Annotated in this window: 23 protein-coding genes; 9 read left to right on the top strand and 14 right to left on the bottom strand. The window is 36.5% G+C overall.

All coding sequences use genetic code 11. From position 1 onward, the window contains the following. On the top strand, positions 1-1,542 hold the full coding sequence (gene ahpF / locus K345_RS0111945) for an alkyl hydroperoxide reductase subunit F (RefSeq protein WP_028974348.1): 1,542 nt from the start codon (positions 1-3) through the stop codon (positions 1,540-1,542). Between the two features lie 345 nt (positions 1,543-1,887). On the opposite strand, the gene K345_RS0111940 is transcribed toward ahpF, so the two are convergent. Then, positions 1,888-2,496, bottom strand: a complete 609-nt coding sequence (locus K345_RS0111940; protein ID WP_028974347.1) for a superoxide dismutase — start codon at positions 2,494-2,496, stop codon at positions 1,888-1,890. A gap of 203 nt (positions 2,497-2,699) precedes the next feature. After that, a complete protein-coding gene (locus tag K345_RS0111935) occupies positions 2,700-3,551 on the bottom strand; it encodes an SDR family oxidoreductase (protein WP_028974346.1) in 852 nt (283 codons plus the stop codon). 104 nt (positions 3,552-3,655) lie between these two features. On the opposite strand from K345_RS0111935, the gene K345_RS20910 reads away from it, so the two are divergent. Further along, entirely contained in the window at positions 3,656-3,994 is a 339-nt protein-coding gene (locus K345_RS20910; protein WP_053228266.1) for a winged helix-turn-helix transcriptional regulator, read from the top strand. Between the two features lie 84 nt (positions 3,995-4,078). On the opposite strand, the gene rfbB is transcribed toward K345_RS20910, so the two are convergent. The 5 genes from rfbB to K345_RS0111905 form a co-directional block, all read right to left on the bottom strand. Continuing rightward, on the bottom strand, positions 4,079-5,107 hold the full coding sequence (rfbB, locus tag K345_RS0111925; RefSeq protein WP_028974345.1) for a dTDP-glucose 4,6-dehydratase: 1,029 nt from the start codon (positions 5,105-5,107) through the stop codon (positions 4,079-4,081). A 79-nt stretch (positions 5,108-5,186) separates the two neighbouring features. Next, positions 5,187-7,016 carry a glutamine--fructose-6-phosphate transaminase (isomerizing) gene (gene glmS / locus K345_RS0111920; protein ID WP_028974344.1) on the bottom strand — a complete coding sequence of 610 codons (1,830 nt, stop codon included), beginning with the start codon at positions 7,014-7,016 and terminating at the stop codon, positions 5,187-5,189. Between the two features lie 14 nt (positions 7,017-7,030). After that, entirely contained in the window at positions 7,031-7,288 is a 258-nt protein-coding gene (locus K345_RS0111915; RefSeq protein WP_028974343.1) for a hypothetical protein, read from the bottom strand. A gap of 69 nt (positions 7,289-7,357) precedes the next feature. Then, positions 7,358-8,254: an Hsp33 family molecular chaperone HslO gene (locus tag K345_RS0111910; RefSeq protein ID WP_028974342.1), complete on the bottom strand. Its 897-nt coding sequence runs from the start codon at positions 8,252-8,254 to the stop codon at positions 7,358-7,360. 67 nt (positions 8,255-8,321) lie between these two features. Then, complete coding sequence (locus K345_RS0111905) at positions 8,322-9,086, bottom strand: exodeoxyribonuclease III (RefSeq protein ID WP_028974341.1); 765 nt, start codon at positions 9,084-9,086, stop codon at positions 8,322-8,324. Positions 9,087-9,202: 116 nt separating this feature from the next. Here K345_RS0111905 and K345_RS0111900 point away from each other — a divergent pair, with 116 nt between their 5' ends. The 3 genes from K345_RS0111900 (at position 9,203) to K345_RS0111890 (ending at position 12,508) form a co-directional block, all read left to right on the top strand. Further along, entirely contained in the window at positions 9,203-10,177 is a 975-nt protein-coding gene (locus tag K345_RS0111900; RefSeq protein WP_037572138.1) for a Gfo/Idh/MocA family protein, read from the top strand. Further along, positions 10,167-11,081 (top strand): carbon-nitrogen hydrolase family protein, encoded by a 915-nt coding sequence (locus K345_RS0111895; RefSeq protein ID WP_169714810.1) that lies wholly within the window; start codon positions 10,167-10,169, stop codon positions 11,079-11,081. The genes K345_RS0111900 and K345_RS0111895 overlap by 11 nt, the downstream gene beginning before the upstream one ends. A 176-nt stretch (positions 11,082-11,257) precedes the next feature. Further along, entirely contained in the window at positions 11,258-12,508 is a 1,251-nt protein-coding gene (locus K345_RS0111890) for an Hsp70 family protein (protein WP_083963750.1), read from the top strand. Here K345_RS0111890 and K345_RS0111885 read toward each other — a convergent pair. After that, positions 12,497-14,428, bottom strand: a complete 1,932-nt coding sequence (locus tag K345_RS0111885; protein WP_028974337.1) for an ABC-F family ATP-binding cassette domain-containing protein — start codon at positions 14,426-14,428, stop codon at positions 12,497-12,499. The genes K345_RS0111890 and K345_RS0111885 overlap by 12 nt on opposite strands. Further along, on the bottom strand, positions 14,429-15,730 hold the full coding sequence (locus tag K345_RS0111880) for an SH3 domain-containing protein (protein WP_028974336.1): 1,302 nt from the start codon (positions 15,728-15,730) through the stop codon (positions 14,429-14,431). A gap of 68 nt (positions 15,731-15,798) precedes the next feature. Between K345_RS0111880 and K345_RS0111875 the strand changes: the two genes are divergently transcribed. After that, complete coding sequence (locus K345_RS0111875) at positions 15,799-17,013, top strand: M20 family metallo-hydrolase (protein ID WP_245584626.1); 1,215 nt, start codon at positions 15,799-15,801, stop codon at positions 17,011-17,013. Here K345_RS0111875 and K345_RS0111870 read toward each other — a convergent pair. The 5 genes from K345_RS0111870 to K345_RS0111850 all read right to left on the bottom strand — a co-directional run bounded on the left by K345_RS0111870 (position 16,985) and on the right by K345_RS0111850 (position 21,671). Beyond that, positions 16,985-17,881, bottom strand: coding sequence for an ROK family protein (locus K345_RS0111870; protein WP_028974334.1), 897 nt, complete (start codon positions 17,879-17,881; stop codon positions 16,985-16,987). The genes K345_RS0111875 and K345_RS0111870 overlap by 29 nt on opposite strands. Beyond that, complete coding sequence (locus tag K345_RS0111865; RefSeq protein WP_028974333.1) at positions 17,881-18,735, bottom strand: hypothetical protein; 855 nt, start codon at positions 18,733-18,735, stop codon at positions 17,881-17,883. The genes K345_RS0111870 and K345_RS0111865 overlap by 1 nt, the downstream gene beginning before the upstream one ends. Before the next feature lie 10 nt (positions 18,736-18,745). Then, positions 18,746-20,011 (bottom strand): LysM peptidoglycan-binding domain-containing protein, encoded by a 1,266-nt coding sequence (locus K345_RS0111860; RefSeq protein WP_028974332.1) that lies wholly within the window; start codon positions 20,009-20,011, stop codon positions 18,746-18,748. Then, entirely contained in the window at positions 19,978-21,036 is a 1,059-nt protein-coding gene (locus K345_RS20905) for a hypothetical protein (RefSeq protein ID WP_053228264.1), read from the bottom strand. Before K345_RS20905 ends, K345_RS0111860 begins: the two co-directional genes overlap by 34 nt. 89 nt (positions 21,037-21,125) lie before the next feature. Beyond that, complete coding sequence (locus K345_RS0111850; protein ID WP_028974331.1) at positions 21,126-21,671, bottom strand: hypothetical protein; 546 nt, start codon at positions 21,669-21,671, stop codon at positions 21,126-21,128. 38 nt (positions 21,672-21,709) lie between these two features. On the opposite strand from K345_RS0111850, the gene K345_RS0111845 reads away from it, so the two are divergent. Genes K345_RS0111845 through aroE form a run of 3 tightly spaced genes read left to right on the top strand, consistent with a single transcriptional unit; the run spans position 21,710 to position 25,168 of the window. Next, positions 21,710-23,311 carry a tetratricopeptide repeat protein gene (locus K345_RS0111845; RefSeq protein ID WP_028974330.1) on the top strand — a complete coding sequence of 534 codons (1,602 nt, stop codon included), beginning with the start codon at positions 21,710-21,712 and terminating at the stop codon, positions 23,309-23,311. Then, the gene (locus K345_RS0111840; RefSeq protein WP_156888390.1) at positions 23,284-23,733 is read left to right on the top strand and encodes a hypothetical protein; all 450 of its coding nucleotides are present in this window, start codon (positions 23,284-23,286) and stop codon (positions 23,731-23,733) included. Before K345_RS0111845 ends, K345_RS0111840 begins: the two co-directional genes overlap by 28 nt. Before the next feature lies 1 nt (position 23,734). Next, positions 23,735-25,168 (top strand): shikimate dehydrogenase, encoded by a 1,434-nt coding sequence (aroE, locus tag K345_RS0111835; RefSeq protein ID WP_028974328.1) that lies wholly within the window; start codon positions 23,735-23,737, stop codon positions 25,166-25,168. Positions 25,169-25,171 lie beyond the last annotated feature (3 nt).

Genomic DNA, 25,171 nt, shown 5'->3' with positions numbered 1-25,171 from the left:
ATGAAGCAAGAATTAATGGATCAATTAAAAGTCCACTTTCAAAGTTTGGAATCCTCCATCACTCTTCAGCTCTATTCTAGCAAGCATGACAAACAAGAAGAGCTAAAGACTATGTTATCTGAGGTGGCCTCCTGTTCGCCTCAGATACAAATGGTGGAAGTTCCTGATTCCAAAGAAGTCCCTAGCTTCACCATCTTAAAAGAGGGGGAATATCTAGGGATTACCTTTCAGGGCATCCCCGGAGGGCATGAGTTCACAAGCCTTATTTTGGCGATTTTGAATGTGGACAATAAGGGGAAGTTACCAGACCAGGGTATGATAAACCAAATAAAAGCCTTAAATGGCCCGGTAAAGATCCGAACTTATATTAGTTTATCCTGCACTAATTGTCCTGAGGTCGTTCAGACTCTTAATTTATTCGCCTATCTGAATCCCTTAATTGATCATACTATGATTGATGGGGGATTGGTTCAGGATGAAATAGCTTCCCTGGGGATATTAGGAGTTCCTGCTGTCTTTATCGGTGAGGAATTGATACATTCCGGGAAAGCCGGACTGGTAGAGCTGTTGTCCGTATTACAAGAAAAACTTGGCTCAAAGGCTGGCTCAGAAGAAGCACAAGAATATGAAGAGCTGGATGTGGCTATCATCGGAGGAGGGCCTGCTGGCTGTGCGGCAGCTATCTATGCTGCCAGGAAAGGACTAAAAACAGGTATCATAGCTGGACGAATAGGGGGGCAGGTCAATGATACTAAGGATATAGCAAATTTAATATCTGTTCCCCTAACGACAGGCTCCTCTTTAAGCCATGCCCTTCGTCAGCATAGTAACGACTATGATATAAGTTTGTGGGAAAACCGGACCGTTTCTGCTTTGGAAGTGGGAGCTGTACATAAAATCAAAACATCCATCAATGAAACCTTTTCTGCCAAACAAGTGATTGTGGCTACCGGTGCCTCTTGGCGGAAAATGGGAATCCCCGGTGAAGAAGAATACATTGGGAAAGGGGTAGCTTTCTGTCCTCATTGTGATGGTCCTTTCTTTAAAGGGAAAAAGGTAGCCGTTATTGGTGGGGGGAATTCTGGTGTTGAAGCTGCGATTGATCTGGCCGGAATCTGTTCCCATGTTGTATTGATCGAGTTTGGAGAGGCCTTAAAAGCAGACACCGTTCTGGTTAAAAGAGCGGAAAGCTTGAAAAATCTTACCATAAAAGTGAATACACAAACTCAGGAAGTGCGCGGCGATGGTTCTAAGGTGACTTCACTCATTGCAGAAGATAGAACGAGTCATGTTCAGGAAGAGCATATTCTGGATGGTGTTTTTGTTCAAATTGGATTGATTCCTAATAGTAAGAATCTATCAGATGAGATTGAGAAAAACAAATTTGGTGAGATTCTTGTGGATAAGAAAGGCAGGACTAATCTAAAGGGCATCTATGCCGCTGGTGATGTAACAGATGTGGCTTATAAGCAAATTGTCATTGCCATGGGGGAAGGAGCCAAAGCTTCATTAGCTGCGTTTGAGGACAGCATACGGCAATAATTAAATCTTAATCCACATTGGATTTTAAGGGTTAAGATATTCTTTATATCTAATATAAAGCCATCTGTTTTATTACAGGTGGCTTTTGTTTATATAAGATATCCGCTAGGGCGAACAAGAAAAATTTAAGTCACAGTAAAAAGTAATAAGTTTGTCTGAGTTTCTTGTAGACCTAGGACCTACTCTGATCAATATAAAAGCTCAGACCTTTTAGGCAAAAAAGTCTGACAAAAATGGGTAAAAGGTCAGACAAAACAGGTAAAAAGGTCTGACGTTTTTATAAAAAAAGAACTGTCACTTAGGAAAGCGACAGTCCCCTTTATTAGTATATAACAATGAACAAAATTAAATAGCAGAAGTATAGAGTTCTTCCACTTTGTCCCAATTGATTACAGCAAAGAAGTTTTCAATATATTCGGGTCTCTTGTTCTGATAGTTAAGGTAATAAGCATGTTCCCATACATCCAAACCTAGAATGGGGGTATCACCTAAGCTAAGAGGACTATCTTGGTTTGCCGTTGAGTAGACTTTAAGTTTTTTGTCGCTTCCTACGACTAACCATGCCCATCCAGAACCAAATCTGGTAGCTGCTGCTTTAGAAAAAGTGTCTTTAAAAGAATCAAAACCACCTAGTTCTGAATCAATGGCTGCCTTAACCTTGCCTACAGGAGCTTTGGCTCCCTCTTTGCTGAGGATCTGCCAGAATAGACTATGATTAGCATGTCCGCCTCCGTTATTCTGAACCGCTGTTTTAATATCAGCTGGTAGCTTGCTTAAGTCGCTTAGTAAATCTTCTATAGATTTTCCTGCTACAGATGATCCTTCTACAGCAGCATTTAATTTGCTAACGTATCCTGAATGGTGCTTTCCGTGGTGTATTTCCATAGTTTTAGCATCAATATGTGGTTCCAATGCATCAAAGGCATAGGGTAATTCGGGTAAAGTAAAAGCCATTATTATTCTCCTTAATTAATGTTTATTCTCTATTCTGAAACTAATAAATATTATCAAAATGGTCAAATTAATCTTTATCAATTAATTAAGGTATTTTGTTCATTATTATTGGAATTAGTAAGTATTTGTAATGTAGGTATTAAGGGTGAGGGGAGATAGCACAGAGTGTCTTTAAATCTCTGTGCTATTATTTGATTTTCAGCTTATAGGAAGGTTTTAATGCCTTCTTCGAAGGAAGTTGGTGTAGATCCAATTAATGTTTCCAAGTCCTTAGAATAGGGGGACAAATTCCCTGCATTAATAGTCTTTTGGATTTCCATGACGAACCAGATTGTATTGTCATCAAGACCAGCTTTCTTCAGGCCTTCATTCATGTCTTCCAGGGATATATCGACAGACTTAATGTCTTTGTTTCCTATCTTGCTTAAGGAGACTGCCATATCTTGATAGGTCATATTTAGTCCTGTTAATTCATAAATCTTTTTTGAATGACCTTCTGTTGTCAGTACTTTTACAGCCGCCTTCGCATAATCTGATCTAGTGGCCGGACTGAATGATTGACCATTGGAAGCGGATATCAGCTGTCCTGTTTCTAATGCTTGTTGAGCATCTTGTAGGAAGTTTTCAATGTACCAGTTATTTCTTAGTAGTACATAGTCTAAGCCGGATTCCTTTAAGGCTTGTTCTGTGGCTTTATGTTCTGGTGCTAGAAAGCTTGTGGAATTATCAGCATCAGTAATACTGGTGTATATTACTTGTTTTACACCAGCCTCTTTTGCTGCATTGATGGCGTTTTTATGTTGATCTGTTCTTTTACCCACTTCACTGCTTGATATGAGTAGTAGTTTATCAGCACCTGTGAAAGCTTTAACTAGAGAGGCTTTGTCTTCATAGCTTCCGTATTGTGGTGTTAGACCTAATTCCTTTAGTGTCTTAGCTTTTTCTTCAGATCTGGCTAGTGGCAATATAGATTCTGGTTTGATACCAGCCTCTAATAGATGTTTAATTACAAAGTTTCCCAGTTGACCTGTTGAACCGGTAATAGCATATGTCATTGTATTCTCCTTATTAATAGTAAGTACTTACTATAATATAGTGCTAACAAATAGTAAGTGACAAGTTATTTTTTTTAATGTATCTTCTAATTAGGATATTTTTTATGAAGAAAGAAGAATTTGATTACAATGTGTTCTATGAAAAATGTATCTCCAGGGGATATTTTGAACAAATTACCAGCCGTTGGGCTGTCCTTATATTAGCTAAGCTTGGGGAAGGGGAGTTCCGTTTTCGTGAGTTATACCGGGCTATTCAGGGGATAAGTGAAAGAATGCTGTCCAAAAATCTCAAGTCATTGGAGCAACTTAAGTTAGTCTATCGTAGTGAGGCTAAAGATGATTCCAACAAAGTGACTTATGGATTAAGTGAATCAGGTAAAAGGCTATCTCAGTCTCTCATGGCTTTCATTGAGCAATTATACACAGAGCTGGATAATATGTGATTGGATCAGGTTCTAGCTTTTATTGTATCCCCTGATGGCAAGGGAAGCTAAGGCCTCTTATGAAAAGGGCCTTAGAAAATCAAGTTATTGTCCATTCTTTGAATAAGCGGCTTCAACAGCGTCTTTCTGTGATCTCCACCATTGTTCATTATTCTTGTACCATTCTATGGTTTTACTTAAACCTTCTCTAAAATCAGTATGAATAGGTTTCCATCCTAATTCTGTCTGTAATTTAGAAGAATCTATTCCATAACGTCTATCATGACCTGGGCGATCCTTGACATGATCATAGGCATTTCCAGGTTGTCCCATCAATTCCAGGATCATTTCCATTACGGTTTTATTATCCTTTTCCCCATCTGCTCCAATAAGGTAGGTTTCACCAATCGTTCCTTTGGTAAGTACTAACCAAACGGCTCGTGAATGATCATCTGTATGAATCCAATCCCTAACATTCTTTCCCTCGCCATATAGTTTGGGTTTAATGCCACAGAGAATATTAGTAATCTGTCTGGGAATGTATTTTTCGATATGCTGATAAGGACCGTAATTATTAGAACAATTGGATATAGTTCCTTTAAGGCCAAAAGACCGTATCCATGCTTTTACTAACAAATCAGATCCTGCTTTGCTGGCAGAGTAGGGGCTTGAGGGATTATAAGGAGTGGTTTCCGTAAAGATTTCTCCCGGCCCTGTCCCACTATGGGGCAATTCTTCACGTAAAGGTAAATCGCCATAGACTTCATCTGTTGATACATGATGGTAACGAACATTGTATTTTCGACAAGCTTCCAATAAGACATAAGTCCCTACCAAATTAGTATGGATAAAAGGATAGGGGTTCTCAAGGGAATTATCATTATGGGATTCAGCTGCATAATGGACAACGGCATCGGTTTCCTTGACAAGACTATCCACTAAGTCTACATCGGCAATATCTCCCTTAACAAAGGTAAACCTATCTTCGGGAAGACCTGAGAGATTCTCTTTATTCCCTGCATAGGTTAATTTATCCAGTACAGTCACATGTATATCTGCATGGTTTGTTATCAGGTAGTGGACAAAATTGGAGCCAATGAATCCTGCTCCCCCGGTAACGATTATTTTCTGCATTTACTTTCCTTATTTTTACTAGGTCAAATATCTGACAATGCTATTCTACAGGGAGAAAGTCTGATCAGGCAACCGTCTTTTAATCTGTTGTAACAGACTTGGCCAAGTTGCGTGGTTGATCCACATCTCTCCCTAGATGATTGGCTATATAATAGCTAAGCAGTTGAAGTGGAATAACATTCAATAGCGGCATTAGAACTTCTTCTGACTGTGGTACAATAAAATAGTCATCTGCCAATGTTTTTATTCTATTATCCTGAGAATCGGTAATGACGATTATTTTTCCCTTTCTTGCTTTTACTTCCTGCATATTACTTAAGGATTTTTCGAAGGTTTCCCCTTCTGAGACAATGAATACACTAGGTGTCTTTTCATCCACTAAGGCGAGTGGGCCATGTTTAAGACCTCCAGAGGAAAATCCTTCTGCATGGATATAGCTAATTTCTTTTAACTTAAGCGCTCCTTCCAGGGCAATAGGATAGTTAAGGCCTCTTGCCAAAAAGAGAAAACTACTGGCTGAAGAATATTTTTCTGCTATCTGTTTGATTTTATGAGCCTGATCCAGAATCTGTTGTACCTTGGCTGGTATATCAGATAGGGCTTTGACTAGAATTTTTCCATAACTTATGGGTACATCTTTTTTTCGTCCTAAGAGCAGCGCTAATAAGGTTAGTGCCATTATTTGTGCAGTAAAGGCTTTTGTACTAGCTACGGAGACTTCCTGGCCTCCATGGGTATAGACTCCCCCTTCTGTAAGACGAGCCAGGGTTGACCCTACCACATTAATGATACCCAGGACTCTTCCCCCTTTATTTTGGATCTCTTTTACTGCTGTGATCGTATCCGCCGTTTCACCTGATTGACTTATGGCTAAATAGAGAGTGTTTTTCTTTACAATGGGATTACTAAAACGTAATTCTGAGGCATCAAGAACTTGTGTCGGTATGCGTGCAAGACGTTCAATGATTTGGGATCCCACCATACCGGCATAATAGGCTGTTCCCATTCCAATTATGTGTATATTTTCTATATCAAAGAAGTCTCGAGTGTCTAAATTTAACCCCCCTAGTTTAGCAGAGCCAAATTCTGCTTGCAAACGTCCCCCTTCTCCCATGGCTCTGCTTAGAGAACGAGGTTGTTCAAATATTTCCTTGAGTAAAAAGTGATCAAAACCTTCTTTGCTGATTGTCGTACTTTGGGCATCAATAGTTTCAGGTTGTTTGAAGACTTCCTTATAATGTCTATCCAGAGTTTTGTATTCTTTTGCTTTGACAACAATCATATCCCCATCATCAAGGTAGATTGCCTGTCGTGATAATCCAATAAAGGCAGAGGCATCGGATGCTAGAATACTTTCTCCATCACCTACCCCTAGAATCAGGGGAGAGCCATTTCTAGCGCCAATAAGAATATCAGGATAATCCTTAAAGAGAGCAATAACACCATAAGTGCCATCAATTCTGTCGAGAGCTTTTTGTACAGCGACTTCAGGATCCTCGTCCAGATAGTAATCAATGAGATGGGCCAAGACTTCAGAATCTGTATCACTAGAAAAGCTTATGCCCTTTTCTATGAGTTCCTCTTTTAAGGAGGTAAAGTTATCGATTATCCCATTGTGTACTATGGCAACCCTTTCTTTGTAGCTAATATGGGGATGGGCATTGGTATCACTAACACCCCCATGGGTTGCCCATCTTGTATGACCAATTCCTAAGGGAGAGTTCAGCTTCTCTGGAACCTCTTGAATGAGATTTGCCAGTTTTCCTTCTTTCTTATAGATTTTAATTTTTTTGTTAGTGAGAATACTAATTCCAGAAGAATCATAACCTCTATATTCTAGTTGTCTTAGTCCTTGCAATAGCACAGATGATGCTTTTCGTGGTCCCAGATATCCAACAATTCCACACATGTTGATTGAACTCCTTATCCGTAAATAATGCGGCGAATTTGCCTTGTAGTGAGGGGATTACCTAAAAATAGACGTTGTTCTATCTCTTTATGAATAAGATCGTAGATTTCATTATTTTTGAGCCCATCCTTTTGAAGTTCATAATGACGTCTCTGGATATATTCCTCCTGATTCTCTGAAAAGTACTCCAAGATATCTCCTATAAGATTCTTCATTTGAGTTTTATCCAGAGGATAGGATTCTAATAGATAGGTTAAGTATTCCTCATGCATAATCTTTATATAGACCTATTAACTGAGAAAAGCAATAAATGTGGAAAAATCTGCCCGATAATGGGCAGGTTATAGGATTTCTTTTAGTTCTTCTTTTGAAAAAGAGTATTCCGAACCACAATTATGACAGTTAAGGACTAAGGGGAATGGTCCTTGAGTCGATATTTCTTTTTTATCTTTCTTAGGTAAGCTTTTGAGAAAGGAGCCAAATCTGTCCTTCGAACAAGGGCAGAAGAACTCTATAGGTTTGTTGCCGATGATTTGGGGGGAGAAATGCTTAAAGTCTTCAAACAATATGTTTACCACGTCTTCCCCATTAGCCATTTGTTTGGCTATGGATATTTTATCAAATAAAAGGGAAGTTATTTCATCCAGCCTTTCTTGACTTGTTCCGGGCATAGACTGTATTAAAAGTCCTCCTGCAGAACTTACATTTCCTTCTTTATCAAAAAGAATGGACAGTTCAAGTGCTGTAGGTAATTGTTCACTTTGTGTGAAATAGTAGGCTAAATCTTTGGCTATTGAACCATATTGCAGTTCTACAGTACCAGTGAATGGCTGGGAATCTTCAGAGACATATTTGGTAAAGGATAAGGTCCCCTTACCTATAAAAGGGCTTGTATCAAAACTTTCCAGTTCCTTGTCTAAGGGAATATTGTCGTTTTTTAAGTACCCACGTACATGTCCATCATAATTGGATTCAACAAATATTCCTTCAACAGGACCATTGCATTTCACATCAAAAGCGACTCTATCTCCTCCTTTTAGGTTTGAAGTCAATAAAGCACCTGCTAAATAGGATTGTCCAAGAATCAATGTTTCCAGGATTCCCAGGTTGTGGTTTTCTTTCATTTCACGAATCATAGCAGTCCCATGAACTATGGCACCTCTGAATTGTCCTTTATCAAGAAAGAAATTGAACATTTTATCCTCGTTATGCTGAGGATCTTCATAGCGTCTAATCATGGTAATCAAAATACTTGACCCCCTCTCTTAAGTCAACAAGAAAGGGGGGTAAGGAAGAAAAGTAAATTTATATGTCTAAATCAATTCGTACAGGACAATGATCTGAACCAAGAACTTGATTATATATGAGACAATCCTTTACTTTTGAAGAAAAAGATTGATTAACACAATGATAGTCAATACGCCACCCTATATTTCTCTCTCTGGCATTCATTCTGTAGGACCACCATGTATATTGGTGAGGTTCTTTGTTAAATAACCTGAAAGTATCTACATATCCCGCTTCCAGGAATTTGTCCATCCAAGCCCTTTCTTCAGGTAAATAACCGGGGTTCTTTACATTACTTTTTGGATTCGCCAAATCAATAGGTTTGTGTGCAATGTTATAATCGCCACAAATGAGCACATTTTTTCCACTGTTGACAATATTGGATGCATATTCTAACACGGCATCCAGATAAGCTAATTTATAATCAAGTCTCTTTCCTTTTTCTTGGGAATTGGGAAAGTAACTGTTAATCAAAATGTAATCTGTAAAATGAAGGGCTTGAAAGCGACCTTCTGAATCAAATTCTTCAATACCCAAATTCTCTACTTTTTGAGGTTCTTCTTTTGTATATGCTACAACACCTGAGTAACCTTTTTTTACCGCACTTGCCCAATAGGTATGATAGCCCTGGCGATTAAGAAAGTTTTCTGTTAACTGTTCTGGTTGGGCTTTTGTTTCCTGGAGAGCCAGAATATCTGGATCTATTTCATCCATCCAATCAAATAGACCTTTTTTTTCGGCAGCTCTGATTCCATTAACGTTCCATGTGTATATACTTTTCATATAGAAAAAGTAAGGTAAAAGAGGGATCTTATCAAGCTAATAAATTTCTCTTGCCAACCTGTTTATGTGTCCTTTAGAATTAGGTGTATTTTTGTCAGAAAATAAAGGGAGTAACTATGATCAAATGGGGAATCATTGGAGCTGGACGTATAGCTCATCTATTTGCTGAGAGTTTAAAATATTCAAAAACAGGTGAACTGTATGCGGTTGGTTCCCGTTCACTAGAAAAAGCCGAAGAATTTGCTGGTAAATATGGCGTTGGGAAAAGCTATGGTAGTTATGAGGATCTCCTTAGGGATCCTGAGGTTAATGCTATCTATGTGGCTACTCCACATAGCTTTCATAAGGAAAACACTTTGTTGTGCCTTAATCATGGTAAACATGTTTTATGTGAGAAGCCTTTTGCTATTAATCATGCAGAATCTCTTGAAATGATTAATTTGGCAAAAGAAAAGGGTTTGTTTTTAATGGAAGCCTTTTGGTCTCGCTATATACCTGGATTAATTGAAGCTAGATCAATAATCCAGTCTGGTAAGATTGGAAAAGTAACAGATTGTGAAGCATCTTTTGTTCTTGATCACGATGGTGATGTGGAAGATCGATTATTAAATAAAAAATTAGGCGGTGGTGCTTTATTGGATATGGGCGTTTATCCTATCAATATAACCCAATGGCTCCTTGGTACTATATCATTAAAAGATCAAAAAGCTGTCATAGGTAAAACTGGTGTTGATATTGACGATGATCTTATAACCAGCTACGAAAGTGGGGCTCGGGGAAAATTACACTTTGATATGCATACTCCTTTTGAAGCTAAAGGAAAGTTCATTGGAACGGAAGGGACTTTAGAAATCGTTTCTCCCTTGTTTAAGCCTCAAGAGTTAATTATTACACAAGATGGTAAATCTCAACATCTTAAATACCCATTCGATGGACCAGGGTATCAGTTCGAAGCAGATCACTTTGCAGAATGTCTAGAAAAAGGATTATTGGAAAGTCCTGAAATGACACATGAAGAAACATTACAAATCATGAAATTTATGGATGATACTAGAGCAAAATGGGGCTTAGTCTATCCTGGTGAGGAATAATTTTTTAATCTTAGTGTTCCTGTTATTATTAACAGGAACACTTAGTGCTGTAAATGAAAATCCCATAAATGGTGTAGGTCTACAGTTTCGAATTACTCCTGATATTTTGGTCAGTGAGGATGCTTTCTGGGCAGAAGTCGACAAGCATACTGCTGAGGTCCTCTCTGAAAATAAGAGAATACGTTTCGTTATCTTTCCAGAATATATTGGTGTTCTCTATAGTTTGGCCAAGTATCAAATTTATTGGAAAGAGGCTAGTACATTTCAAGAAGCATTTGAGCTCATTTCTAAAGAGAAGCAATATTCTAGTATGAGAGAATTCTTTATTGATACTAGTGTAGACGTCCAAACAGAATGGAACCATTTTGCAAAATTAGCAAAGAAATATAATGTCTATATATTGAGCGGATCCTATTTCCATTATGACAACGAACACCATAAGTTAACAAACAGAGGGACTGTATATACTCCTGGAGGTGATGTTCTCTATGAGCAGGATAAAGTATACCTTACTCCTTTTGAAAAAGATATTTGCAATTTAGATCCCGGAAATATTGCTGATGCTCATTCCTTTTTGATTGATGATAAACTTGTGTCTTTTACAATATGTCGGGATACTTTTTTTGAAGAATGGGAAGATCAATTCCCTAATCCTGATTTATGGATTGATATTAAAGCCAATGGTGAAATTTATGGTTCTGAACAAAGAGATCTTTTTGAGAGGGCATTACCTGCTAGAGTTAAATCCTCTGGAACTCCTGTTGGTGTAACGGTTTGTTTAACTGGATATTTCCTGGATTTCCTTTGGGAAGGGGTTAGTCGTGTGGATGTTCCTTTCCTGGCTGGACCTGTTCAACAAGCTAGTTCCTCTTCGGGAAATGATGTTATTAATTTTATCTTTTAACCATTGAGTTTATCATCGGCTTGAGATTGGTCAAGGGACGAAATATTATCCTCTGGAAAAATTGAGTTTGTTCATATGAACTATACTGAAAGGTAAGATCTAAACAATCAAAGCTGTATATTGGATCGTTAATTGCTGTTGCCAAAGTTAAGTATTGTTATTAGAATAGCGCCCTTATGAAATATATGGGATTAGATTTTGGAACCTCAAATTCTGTGGCTGGTTTTGGCATAGATCAAGAAGTTAGTGTTGTACCTATCGATGATCAAGGTAAAGGTGTAATGCCTAGTACTTTATTTTATCATACAGATTTAGAGACTTATTTTTTTGGTAATACTGCTAATAATATGCATAAGATAGGAACCTCAGGACGTTATCTGAAGTCGTTAAAAAGTATTTTAGGCTCTTCTCTTCAAAACCATCAAACCCGTATTGGTTCTAAAGAGATCCCCTTAACCCAGTTGATTGCCATTTATATTAATAATATTAAAAACAAAGTGGAAGCTCATTATAATAGTCCCATTGATTCTGTTGTAGCCGGTCGTCCGGTTTTTTATTCTAATGTAAGCAGGGAAGTTGATAAGGCCTCTGAACGGGCCTATGAGGATATCTTAAGATCAATTGGTTTTAAAAATATCTTATTTGAATACGAACCTATCGCTGCGGCCTATAGTTATGAACAAGATCTTCAGGAAGAGACTCTAGCACTGATAGTAGATTTGGGTGGGGGAACTTCAGATTTTTCGTTAGTAAGACTTCACCCTAAAATTGATAAAAAGGAAAGGGCTCAGAACATCCTGGGTTATCATAGTGTTCATGTAGCAGGAGATGATTTTGATAGGGAAGTAAATCTGGCTACTATCATGACCCATCTAGGATATAAAAAGAACATGGATAATGGTAGACCTGTTCCTCATTGGATTTATACAGAGCTGTCTACATGGGAAAAGATCAATCTTTTTATGCAAAACAACTCTAATCATATGCTATTGGATGAATTGACAAAACAACAAAAAAACAAAGTAGATTTCATAAATTTAAAATATGTCGTTGATAATCAACTGCCCTACTATTTATTAGGAGCCTCTGAGCAGGTCAAAATTGGATTATCTGGTGATAATGAAATTCATAAAGAAATAAAGTTGTTCAATCCGGCCATTAATATTCAATGGAATATAGATCAATTTAACAACGCCATTAATCATTTAAGTGAAAAAATTATACAGGCTCTGGAAGAAACATTACGACAAGGTGGGGTCACCCCTAAAGATGTCCGTACCATCTTTTTTACTGGCGGAACATCTCAAATTCCTTTAATACGAGATCGGATACTCAGTTTATGTTCCCAATCAAAGGTCATAGAAGGGGATACCTTTAGTAGTGTTGGACACGGATTAACATTAAAGGCAAGAGAGTTATTCGCTTAGCTTTATTTCTGCCTCTTCCCAAGTGAGAAGACAATCTTCTAAGTCTTTATGTAGTTTTTCTAACTCATCTTGAATTTCTCGACTTTTAATGGGGTCTGAATATATCTCAGGACTTGCTAGACTCTTCTCCTTATCTTGAATAACAAGTTCTATATGGGAGATTTTATTTTGTGAATCTTCGGATATCCGTTCCCATTTTTTGCGTTCCTTCTTCAATTCTTTCTGTCTTAAATGTTCTTCTTTCCCTGATGATAAATCTTCTAGAGTGGATTTTGATTCCTGAACTAACTCAGACCTAGTCGTCTCGCCTTTGGCTTCTGCCTCCAGACGATATCGATAATACTGATAGTCTCCAGGAAATAAACGAGGACCATTTACTGATAATTCCAGTACAGAAGTGGCTAGTTTTTCAATAAAGTACCTATCATGACTAACAAACAATAAGGTTCCCTCATATTCTTTTAAGGCTTCCAGGAGTACGTCTTTACTGGTTAGATCTAAATGATTAGTCGGCTCATCCAAAATAAGGAGGTTTGCAGGACTTAGTAAAAGCTTAAGTAGGCTTAACCTGCTTTTTTCTCCACCAGATAACACTGAAACCTGTTTAAAAACATCGTCACCTTTGAATAAAAAAGCACCCAGTAAGTTACGAAGTTGAGGTAACATACTGGTTGGACTTGAGCTTTCCAGTTCTTCTAAAATAGTATTTGATGGTTTTAATTTATTTTCATGATCTTGACTGAAATAACCGATTTTTACATCAGTTCCCCATTTAACGGTACCTTGGAAGTTTGTGTCCTCACCAGCTAAAATCCGCATTAAAGTAGACTTTCCTGCACCATTAACACCAGTTATAACCAACTTCTCCCCTCGGGTTAGATTTAAATTGACATCGACTAAAACTTTGTGGTTTCCATAGGATTTATTCAGATTTTCCAAATCTAATACTTGCTTGCCTGAATGTGGAGGAGGAGGAAAATGAAAATGTATGGGAATCATTCCTTCTGGTATTTGAATAAGTTGGATTTTATCTCGTTGTTTTATACGGCTTTGTACCAACTTTGCTTTACTGGCATTATATCTAAATCGACTAATAAAATCATCGAGCTTTTGTAACTCCTCCTGTTGTTTCTCATATTCAGACATAAGAGATTTCAGTTCTTCTTCTCTTTTACTCTGATATTGGGAGTAGTTTCCTTTGTATATCTCCAATCCACCATGAAAAACTTCGATAACTTGATTTACACATTGGTCAAGAAAGTGTCTATCATGACTAACCAATAGAAATCCTCCCTCATAAGCTGAAAGAAAACTTTGGAGCCAATCTTTTGCCTCTATATCTAAATAGTTAGTTGGTTCGTCTAAAAGAAGGAAATCTGGATGTTCAAGCAATACCTTGGCGAGGGCAATACGCATTTGCCAGCCACCAGAGAAGGAAGCCGCTTCTTTATTATAATCATCGCTCTTAAATCCTAAACCATTTAGGATAGTACCAATGGATTGATCTTTTTCATAATACCCGCTGTGGAGAATGGTTTCTTGGAGGTTATGATGGTCCAGAATCAACTGGGACTGTTTGTCTGGATCCTTTTCCGTTGCTAGTTGCTCTGCTATTTTATGGGCTTGTATCTCAAGCTCTTTATAGAAACTATAGGCTTTCTCCGTTTCTTCCCACAGAGAAAGACCGTTTTCTGCTTCTAAACCACCTTGTGGTAGATATCCTAATCTAAAGTCTTTTGATAATGAGACCGTTCCTGAATCGATGCTCACTATCCCAGCAACGATTTTTAGTAAAGTTGATTTTCCAGCTCCATTAGCACCAGATAGGGCAGATTTAACCTCTTTTGATAGTTGGAGAGATACCTCTTTTAATATATCCCTATCACCAAATGCTAGAGAGACTTTAGTTAATTGGATCACTTATTGCTCCGAGTAGTTAAAGAATACAACTGTGGGACTAAAAGCTTCATCATAGATCATATCCCCTCGCATATTTTTATTAGGGACATAGACGAGTTGGATTCCTGATGACGTATAGTTAAACATAAACACAACAGATTTAGATCCTGTTAAACTATCAAAATTAAGGGTCATTGCCCCTTGATAGTTGTGTTTCATTTGGGAAGAGAGGAAGACATCAAAACGCACAAAGCCTTTTCCTGTTAACCCCTGTGGTATAACGTCTGGTACTAGTCTGTTATAGTCTTGCCAGTTGAATTGATTATTATCATCAAAAACAAGGGTTCCATAGGCTGTACTTGTAAGTAATTTGCCCTTGCTAATTAGTGTATTATATTCTACCTGTCTTCTTGTTTTTTCTTTTAGGATTATTTCCTGTATATCTTGGTCTGTACGTATGAATACTTCTGAATATTCTCGACCATTATAATTATACTGAACACTTATTTTTTTATCCCCATAAAACCTTATTTGTATTTTGGTTCCCATTGCCGCGTAATGGCTATATCCTAATTTCGCTATATCCGTATATTCTTCTGTTAAGCTTCGATTGGGCAGAACAATAGAAATTTGTTTTGTATCACGTAGTGGAAAGAGGCCATATTCAGGTCTAAATTCATTTAAATCAATGGTTCCCTGATTCATCATGGAAAGAAAATATTCTGGTCTCCAAGTATTATTCAGGAATGTTTCAACAAGTGGGTTTGCTTCTTTTTCCTCTACGATGGCTTCGGCATTAGCATCATTTGTATACGGTTTTAAGTAGGATCCATAAGTCCAACCAGTATAACCATCTTCAGTTAACACATAGAACCAATATTCATCAAAAGAGCCAATCTTTTCCTTCTCCTTAGATTGTCCTATGACTTTTACTTCTTGATTTTCTCTAAGTTTGTAAACACGTTCAGAGTCTGCTCTTTTATCATCTCTTATAGCGTGCCCGGCTTTCTCACTTATTCCATAGTAGCTTATATAGGGAGTGAATTGCTTTTTATAGTCTTTAGCCTCTTGTTCTTTTTCAGAAAAATGAATTCGCCATTTATCAAGTTCATATTCATCTTTTGAAGAGGGTTGCATTACTGTATAAGTATCTCTTATGTTACTTTCTCTAAGAACCCAAACATATGATCCTGTTGGAAGAACCTCTTCATTGTCAGACCACAAAATAACACCATAACCAATTTTACGTGGTCCACAGGAGTTTAATGTTAATAGAAGTCCTAATAGTATTAGGAAAGTATAAGATGATTTCTTTATTCTCACTTGTCATTACCTTTTTCGTAAGTTAATCTCTGACGGGTAGTATATCAAGGGTTTTCTAATTGGAAAAGGTGATACCAAAAGGTAAGGTGAATGTGAAAGAAAAGATAATTGAATTGATGAAGTTATTAGTATCAACACCAGCTTATGATCCTCAAGCAGGTGGCACAGGTGAATTTGAAAAAGCTGAGAAACTGAAACAATATTTAATAGGTCATGGCTTATTAAATATAGAGGAATGGCCTTGTACAGATAAACATGTTCCTTCAGGAATTCGTCCTAATTTTGCTGTCACCTTACCAGGAAGTCCACTTGAGGGACCCACGTTATGGATACTTTCTCATTTAGATGTTGTTCCTCCTGGAGACTTAAGTAAATGGAATCAGGATCCCTTCTCTTTATATATTGAAGGTGACACTCTTATCGGTCGAGGGGTTGAAGATAATCATCATGGCTTAGTTGCCTCTGTAATGGCCGCTTTGGAGATTGTGACTAAAGGTCAAAAATTGAAATATCGAACAAAGTTACTTTTTGTATCAGATGAAGAAGTAAGCAATGAATTTGGTATTCTGCATGTATTGAAACAAAAAGGTGTTTTTAATTCATCTGATATGGCTTTAGTTCCAGATGGTGGTAATCCTGAGGGTAATGAGATTTGTATTGCTGAAAAAGGGATACTCTGGCTTAAAATATCTGTGAAAGGAAAGCAATGTCATGGTTCCATGCCTGATGAAGGTATCAATGCTCTGGCTGAAATATCACAAATTATCCATAATCTAAAGTCAGGGCTTGAATTAAACTTCCCAAATACCAATGATCTTTTTAATCCAAGTAGAAGTACTTTTGAACCTACAAAGCTTGAGTTTCCTGATGTTAGTATAAATACTATTCCCGGGGAAATGGCTGTCTATTTTGATTGTAGAATTTTACCTGAATATACTATCGAGCAAGTTATGTCCTGGATCCATTCTCATCTAGATCATGAAGGGAAAACTTTAAAATCAAGAGTTGAAGTTTCAATATTTGATTCCGTAGCTGCTTCCTCAACAGCCAGTAATGCTTTAATTGTTCGAGAGTTAGGTTCTGCTCTATCTCAGATGGATATAGAACCAAAGTTAATTGGTGTGGGGGGGGGAACTGTTGCCAGTTATTTAAGAAGAGAGGGGATTGATGCAGCCGTTTGGTCAACTATTGCTGATTCTGCTCATCAACCAAACGAATACACTTCCCTCAAATCCATTGTTAAAGATAGTGAAATTATTGTGAAGCTCTTAACGCAAGAATGAATGCTCCAGTAATACCAGCTAAGTCTTCTAATTGTGGTGGAACTATCCAGTTCGATAGATCTCCTTTCAAATGAGGATGTGAAATATAATCAGCGGCTTTCTTTTTTACTAGTTCTCTTACTTTAGTAAAAAGATGCCTTTGATGCATGACTCCCCCACCAAGGATGATTTTTTCAGGACTTAAAATCATCAATAAATTGGTTAATCCCTGTGCTATATACTCTGCCTCTAGATTCCATGCTTCATGGTCTGATGGAAGATCTTTGCCTGGCATATTCCACCGTCCTTCTAATGCCGGACCTGCAGCTAAGCCTTCCCAACAATTTTCATGGAAAGGACACGTCCCCTTATAGTTATCATTGTCAGCCTTAGTAATAAGCATATGACCAACTTCTGGGTGAATTAATCCTTGGAGAGGTTTTCCATCGATGACAATACCTCCACCAATACCCGTACCGATAGTTAGGTATATGAAGTTGTGACAACCTTTAGCAGCCCCCCATTCTCCTTCCCCTAGTGCGGCACCGTTGACATCAGTATCAAATACCATCGGTATTGGGAAATGCTCCTTCATTGTTCCAATAAAGTCTGTATTTTGCCATCCTTTCTTTGGTGTTGAAGTGATATATCCATAAGTATCCGAAGTCAATACAGGATCTAGTGGTCCGAATGAACCAATTCCCATTGCTGATATTTTCTGTTTTCTTTTTTCTTCTTGTTCTTTGAAGAATTGGATTGTTTTTTGTAGGGTATCTTTAGGATTCGTTGTTGGGAATCTGACTTCTTCCAGGATCTCATTTGGACCATGCCCAACTGCGCATACGAATTTTGTTCCCCCTGCTTCTATAGCTCCATATAAAGCTGACATTAATTCTCCTTTTCTTCAGTTTGATCAAATATTATAAGGACTCGACCCTGTTCAAAAATTTTATTGGCGAGTTTATCTTGTCGTATTTGGCGTACTGTTCTCTCTGGTATTACCAAATCAGTATTGTTGATACCATATATTTGAGTGGCAATAGTATATATTGGTTTTGAACCTATTCTATCATAGTATATATCCAAATTATCTAAATTGTTTGTTATTCCTACAACGCCCCATTGATTAACAAATTGTTCTTTAGTCATCCCCGGTTCATAGAGGATTTTGCCTTCATATGTCATTAACTTAGGATATAAACTTGGTTTATAACTAGCTTGAAAGGTCGATCCATATAAAGGTAGTTTCCCTTTGACATATATTACCATTCCCGTATATTGATCTGTCGGGGACCATTTAATATAAGATGGGGGAATCTGTTTGTGTTCTTTTATAGGGAAAGCCTTTGATAAATAGGGATAAAAAGGGAGCTTATATCTTAATTCAACAGCACTAAAATCTGGGAATAATCTTGATTGTACTAATTCTGTTTTAACAGCAAGTTCTGGTAATAATGATAAATACTGAGGATTATTAATGATCAATTCAGAATAGTTTGTTTGGGAATCAATAGTAAGCCCGGAAAGGCTATGTGATAAGTACATAGGTAAATCTTCATTGACATTATCTTCTGCTAATTGTTTTTGCATAGGAAGAAATCCATTTTCTTTATTCAGCACTTCTACAATTGTTATTTCTATTGCTTGTTTCTCCCAATCTATAGAACTAGTTATATTTTGTGTCCATGAATTCAGTGTGATAAAGACAAATAGATAGATAAAAGTTATTTTATTTAGACACAAAATATTACTCCTAAGGGACTTTTAGCTTCCAACCAATTTTTATAACATTTGTTGTGTTAAGATTATTTATTTTCCTTAGTTCCTCTATAGAAATCCCCCGAGATTGAGAAATACTCCACAGAGAATCTCCTGCCTTAACAGTGTATGTTGCTCCTGGGACCTCTTTATAAGAGGCAAAACTTTTGATAACACCAGTGTAAGTAGGTTTGTCTTTAAGATTAGGAATTAGGATTTTTTGCCCTAATTGCAATCTTCTAGGATTTAAACCTGTATTATATTGATAGAGCATCCCCAAAGTTATGTCATAATAATCGGCAATTTCGCTCAAAGTATCACCTGATTTTATTCTATATACATTAAAGGGGATCATTTCTGTTGAGTTCTGTAATAATTCATTGATTTTGGAGGAATAACTCTTAGGTACTTTTAGGAAATAGGTTTTAACAATTGGTGGAGTTATATGAAAGGATAGCTCACTGTTTAAGCTCTTTAATTCCTTGTAAGAGGCTCCTGATTTTTCCGACAAAATACGTAAATCAATAGCTTTTGTGACTTCTATTGGTGTCCAGTTCGTTTCTGTATTCCAGTTTGGTTGTATTTGATATTTCATTTTATGGCTTGCAATGTAGGATACCGCTAAAAGTTTAGGGATATAGTCTCTGGTCTCAATTGGTAATGCACCAATATCGGCTAGATGCCAATAATCATTGCTATTGTTTTCTTTTATGATACGTTGGATTCTACCTAAACCAGCATTATAGGCCGATAATGCTAATAACCAATCTCCTGTATGAGCATAATTGTATTTTAGAGTTTTCATGGCGCTTAAAGTAGCTTGATAGAAGTCTCTTCTCTGGTCAATCCATTCATTAATCGTTAGACCAAAGAGGGTCCCTGTTGATGGAATAAATTGCCAAAGACCTGCCGCTCCTGCATGACTAGTTGCTATGCTTCTATAGGCTGACTCTATAACAGGTAGATAGGTCACTTCGGGAGGTATTCCATTTTTTTCGACTTCTTCTTGAATAAATGGTAATAGGGGTTCTGCTCTCTTAAGAGCTCTTTTTACCCACTCTAATCCTTCACCTTGTCCGTATTTATTTAGGTATTTGACAGTTCGAGGATGATCGATCCCTTGTAATGATAATGGTTTCGTTTGATTCTGTATAAAGTAGTCTTCTGGATTGCGTCTATAGACATCAGCAAATAATGAAGTAGCTTGTGTTATTACAAAAATAAGAATTACAATTTTTCGCCAAAATATATACCGGCCCATTCCCACCTTCCATTTATTTCTGGATCTTTTGGATAATCTACTTTCTGAAAATAGAGATACCAAATTGGTATACGGTAATACCACCCTTCTGATCTTAAGTATACTTCATTTTGATTACTGTCAACATCAAGAGTATTTGAAAATCTTACAGTTGAATAACCTGAAGATAAACGGCTTTTTCTTAAAAACTCTAATAAGAAATCATGGGCATTGAAGTCTTCATCATGACCAAGTAAAGAATCTTTGTGTTCCCAGGTTTGTGCAAAAAAACTGGATTTGGATCTATATCTATCTAAAGCTGATATATTTTGACGCCATACAGCGTTTTTTATATTATCGATTAATGTATCAATGTTATTTGTCGTCCAGCTCTTATCAGAATTATAGAAAGCCACTTTTTCTCTAATCTTCTGATTAGCTAAAGGATTCCCATATATAACAGTATTAGGATATCTGAGAAAAATAGAATAGTACTTGATCGCAGAATCCCATTCTCCTAATTCTTCTAGTGTTTGGGCCAAATAGAATGAAGTCTGACCTGGATTACCTGTCAAATCAAAATTTAAATCGAGATCAACATAATATTTTTTTCTAACATAAGGGTCTTTTTCTGAACTACTGAGACTTTCCAGCAATGTTTGATGAAGTTTCTTGTCTTTGATCACCATATCAGGATAATTCATTAAAGCCTGTCTATAATAGTAGTTTGCGAATGGGGCGTTACCCATTTGTTCATAGCTTTGACCAAGAAGGTATAAATAATATCCGTTATAGTAATCTTCTGGATTGTGGCTCAATTGATTATTAATTAATTGGGTTACCTCACTCAATGAATTGTTTTTCTGTAACTTATCAACTAAGGACATGAGAATGTAAAATCTTGTTTCTTCTGTTTGATTATCTTGATAAAGCCTTTGGTTCATCTCTTTCTTGAGACTTGGAGAGATAGGTTCATTTTTCGAATCTTGTGATGAACAAGATAGAAATAGCAATGAGAATGATAAAAAGGCATAGGTTATTTTCATAGTTCAACTCATGGTGAGTTTATCATGAGGTCCTATCTAAAACAAGTGGAGATCCTGTTATCTAAGCTTGATAGTGCTGTAGGGTTTTGTTATATTGATAACAAACCAAATTGCTTATTGATTAAAGGGTAGACAATGGAAAAGAATAAATTCAAAAGCATTCCCACAATGCTGATATTAGGTGCTGCTGCTTTGATTTTAGGAGTAGCTTTTTTAGCTTTTTCATTGGGGTCTTTACCGAATATAGGAGCTTTTTGGCCTGTTCTAGTCTTTCTGTCTGGACTATTTTGTTTGAACTGGGGATATTTTAAATCAGATAGAAAGGAATATATCTTTATTGGTTTTGCAGGGTGTTTTATTGGTGTTATGGCCTTGCTAAACAACACTATTTTGCCACATTGGAACATTAAAAATGTATGGCCAATATATATGGCTCTAATAGGAATCTCTATGGTTCCATACGCCTTGGCCTCTAATGAAAGTGCCAGAATATCAATACTAATACCATCGTTAGTGATAATTTTTTTCTCATTACTATTTATACCCTTTAGTTTTGGTTTCGTCGAAATATCCTTTGTGTCTTTTGTTATCAAGTGGTGGCCTATTTTACTTATAGGTTTCGGGTTGATCATCATTATTGCCTACTTTGTTAAAGAGCATAGCTCTTATAAAGATGATCAGAACTAAGTACTTTTTATTGCTTCTTCTTCTTACCAGTTGTACTAGTCAGCAGCAACTAGTGGATTTGAATAATGTATTAGATCAAAGTCAAGGTGATGTATCAATCCTGCAAAATATTCAACCGCGGTTAGTATTAGGCACTATTAAGGATCTTACTTGGTCAGAAGAACAATTATTAAAAAAGAGAAATGATCCATATGCCCAGAATTTACTATATGTCATGCAGGAGATTAGAGCTATCCTTTATCCTTGGGATGGGTATGCACGTCCATATTCTCTTACAGGAGATAATCCTCTTATTTCATTCTTCAATCAGATTAGAAGTGGTACAATTCCTACGAATTTAGGACCAGAATATAGCCTTATTTATTTAAATTTTGCACCTCTTGCTGTTTTATATACAGATAGTCCTAATGTTTTACTAGATGCAGATGATTTATTAATTAGTGCTGATTTGGCATGGGGAGATTCTTTTGTTATTCCATTTTTACGAGGGGTTATTCAATATAAGTTGAGCAATACTAGAGAAGGTTTAAGAGATATAAATATTGCATTGAATCTTAATCCTTTGAGTCAGGGTACCTATTACAAAGCATTGATCCTTATCGAATTAAAGGAATTTGAATCTGCTAAAGTTGAATTAGAAAATTTAGAAGAAAAGTATCCCAATCAACAATCTATAAATTTATTAAGAGGAAGGTTGGAATATTTTTTGGGTAATTATCAAAAAGCAATTGATATCTATAATAAGGTTATTCAACTACCATTAGAAGATCAATATCGTAAAGCTGAATCTTTTGGTTTTATCAATCAGATGTCTGAAGGTATAACATACATGGATTCCATTTTAAGTAGAAATATGCCTTTAGAGTTTTGGATTTTGTACAATGATTATCAAAAAAGAATTAACATTCAACCTGAAGAAAGATTGAGTTATCTAAGTTTGGCTATGGATGCATTCCCTCTTGAAAAAAAATTCCTAAATGAATCTTTAGATATACTTTTTGATTTAAAAGATCGAGAAAGGATAAAAGGGTTACTACAAATTAAAGGTAGTATATTAACAGATGTAGAATTGGCTTCCAGAAGGTTTCAGTTGGCTATCCTGAATGATGATTGGAAGTCCGCAGTTTTATATGCTAAAGATTATCCCGATATAGTTCCTGATGATTTCCCCTATGAATGGGAGTTGTTGGCCGCTCAACAAAATTGGAGTGGAATAGTTCGTTTATCACGAAATAAATCTGTTTCTTTGTCTCATTTACAATCTTATTGGACTGCTTTATTTGAAACAAATAATTTGTCCAGACTTGAAGTAGATCTCAAATCTAGAACACCAAATAGCAATTGGCCCTCAGAATTACATAGTGATTATTTATACTACTCTTTTTTGTTTGTTAATACCGAATCAGAAAAGCTGAATTTATTGAATAATAGCTTAAGCTATAATCCCATTAATATAAAAACACTATCTGCATTAGCAGAAATCTATTATCTAAAGGACGATAAATTTCATGCTAAATTTTATATGAAACAATTAGTCTTGTTAGATAGAAAAGATAATAAGTGGAAAAGGTTGTTAGAGACATGGTAAGGCATACTGCAGTAACTATTTTATTTTTAATTCTAGTAGGTTCACTTTCGGCAGAAACATCTTTGGAAGAATACAAATCATATTTGGGGAATGACCTTGCAAGTGTAATAAATGACATGGGTACACCTATTAAAGTATTACCTAGACGAGGTTCTGTTCCAGAAGAAGATGACTGTGTTTTTTTATACGATAATAATCTTCAACTTGGAATTTACACTGATCATGTATGGAAAATTAGTTTCACTGTTAATTCAATAGATGAAGCTGAAAGTCTTATTAAAAGCGATCCCTATCAACGTCTTTTATGGGAGAAGGGTGCAAGTAAAGTTTATCAATTAAAAGGCAATGGTTTTCCTATAAGATTACAAGTGCATAAAAGGGACGACGATATATGGATTCACATCTATAGGGGGGATCTCTGAAATGTCAAAGGTATGTCTTACATTAACCGGAAAAAGTATAGAAGAGAATAATAAACTAATAGAAAGCTACAGATCATATATAGATATGGCCGAACTCAGAATTGATCTTCTTAATGAGTACAACAAAACAGAAATATTGGATTTTGCATCAAAAATTGGACTTGAATTAATATTGACCTATAGACAAAAACGAGATGGGGGCGCATGGGCTGGGGAGGAATCTATAAGACGGTCCAGGTTGTTTGAATTACTAGAGTATCCATGGGCATATGTTGATTTGGAAGAAGACTGTCATTGGCCTGAAGGGGAGCGTAAGATAAATAGTAATGGTTCCAAGATCATTCGTTCTATACACGATTTTAATGGTTTACCAAAAGATTGGGTTGAAAGATTAAAGCACCTCGATGCTGATATTGTGAAAGGCGCCTTCTATCCTAAAAGTTATAAAGAGTTAGCTAGATTTTACCAAGAAGCGAAGCTATTAGATAATAGATGTAAAATACTACTAGCTATGGGTGATATCGGTTTTTCTACTCGTATATTAGCAGAGCGTTTAGGCTCGTTGTTAACATTCGCATCGGGAGGCAAAACCCTTGGTGCTCCAGGCCAGATAAATCCACAAATTTTATGTGATGTCTATAATTTCAAAAGCCTTAATGGAGATGAAGTAATTAATGGAATAATTGGTAATCCTGTTATGCATTCCCAGTCTCCCGTAATACATAATGAAGCCTATAGAGTTGAAGAAAGACGAGCTATATACATTCCTTTTTTTGTGGAAGATATAAAAGACTTCTGGTTTTTTGCAAAGGAGATGAGAATTAATGGCCTAAGCGTTACTATTCCCTTTAAAGAAACAATAATGAAGGAAGTGCATAGTTTAGATCTTCAAGAGGATGTCAAAGCAATAGGTGCTTGTAATACTTTGTTCTCTAATAGTGATGGTGAGAAGTGGTCGTGTAGGAATACTGATTGGGCTGGTTTTCTCTCACCACTACTAGAGGAAATTCAAAATCTTAGAGGAACTAAAGTTGCTGTAATTGGAGCTGGTGGGGCCGCAAAAGCCATTATTTACGCTTTAAAAAAAGAGGGGGCTAATATTTGTATTTTTAATCGAACCATAAGCAAAGCCAAACAATTAGCAGACCAATTTGATTGCCATTGGTCACCCTTGTCTGAAGATGAATATGACAAATTAGAAGAATACGGAAGCATAATTATTCAAACTACTTCTGTAGGTATGCATCCTTGGGAACAAGAGACTCCCATCCCTCACTATTCTTATAAGGATATACAAATAGCCTATGATATAATATATGTTCCTGAACAGACTATATTTCTAAAAAATGCTGTTAAACATGGTGGCACGATTATTAATGGATATAAAATGTTAGTCGAACAGGCTAGAGAACAACATCAGTTATTTATGGGATGATCC

This window comes from Spirochaeta cellobiosiphila DSM 17781, from assembly GCF_000426705.1.
Taxonomy (GTDB): Bacteria; Spirochaetota; Spirochaetia; order DSM-17781; family DSM-17781; genus Spirochaeta_E; species Spirochaeta_E cellobiosiphila.
The sequence above is the reverse complement of the archived record's forward strand: the minus strand, read 5'-3'. Positions and strand labels throughout refer to the sequence as shown.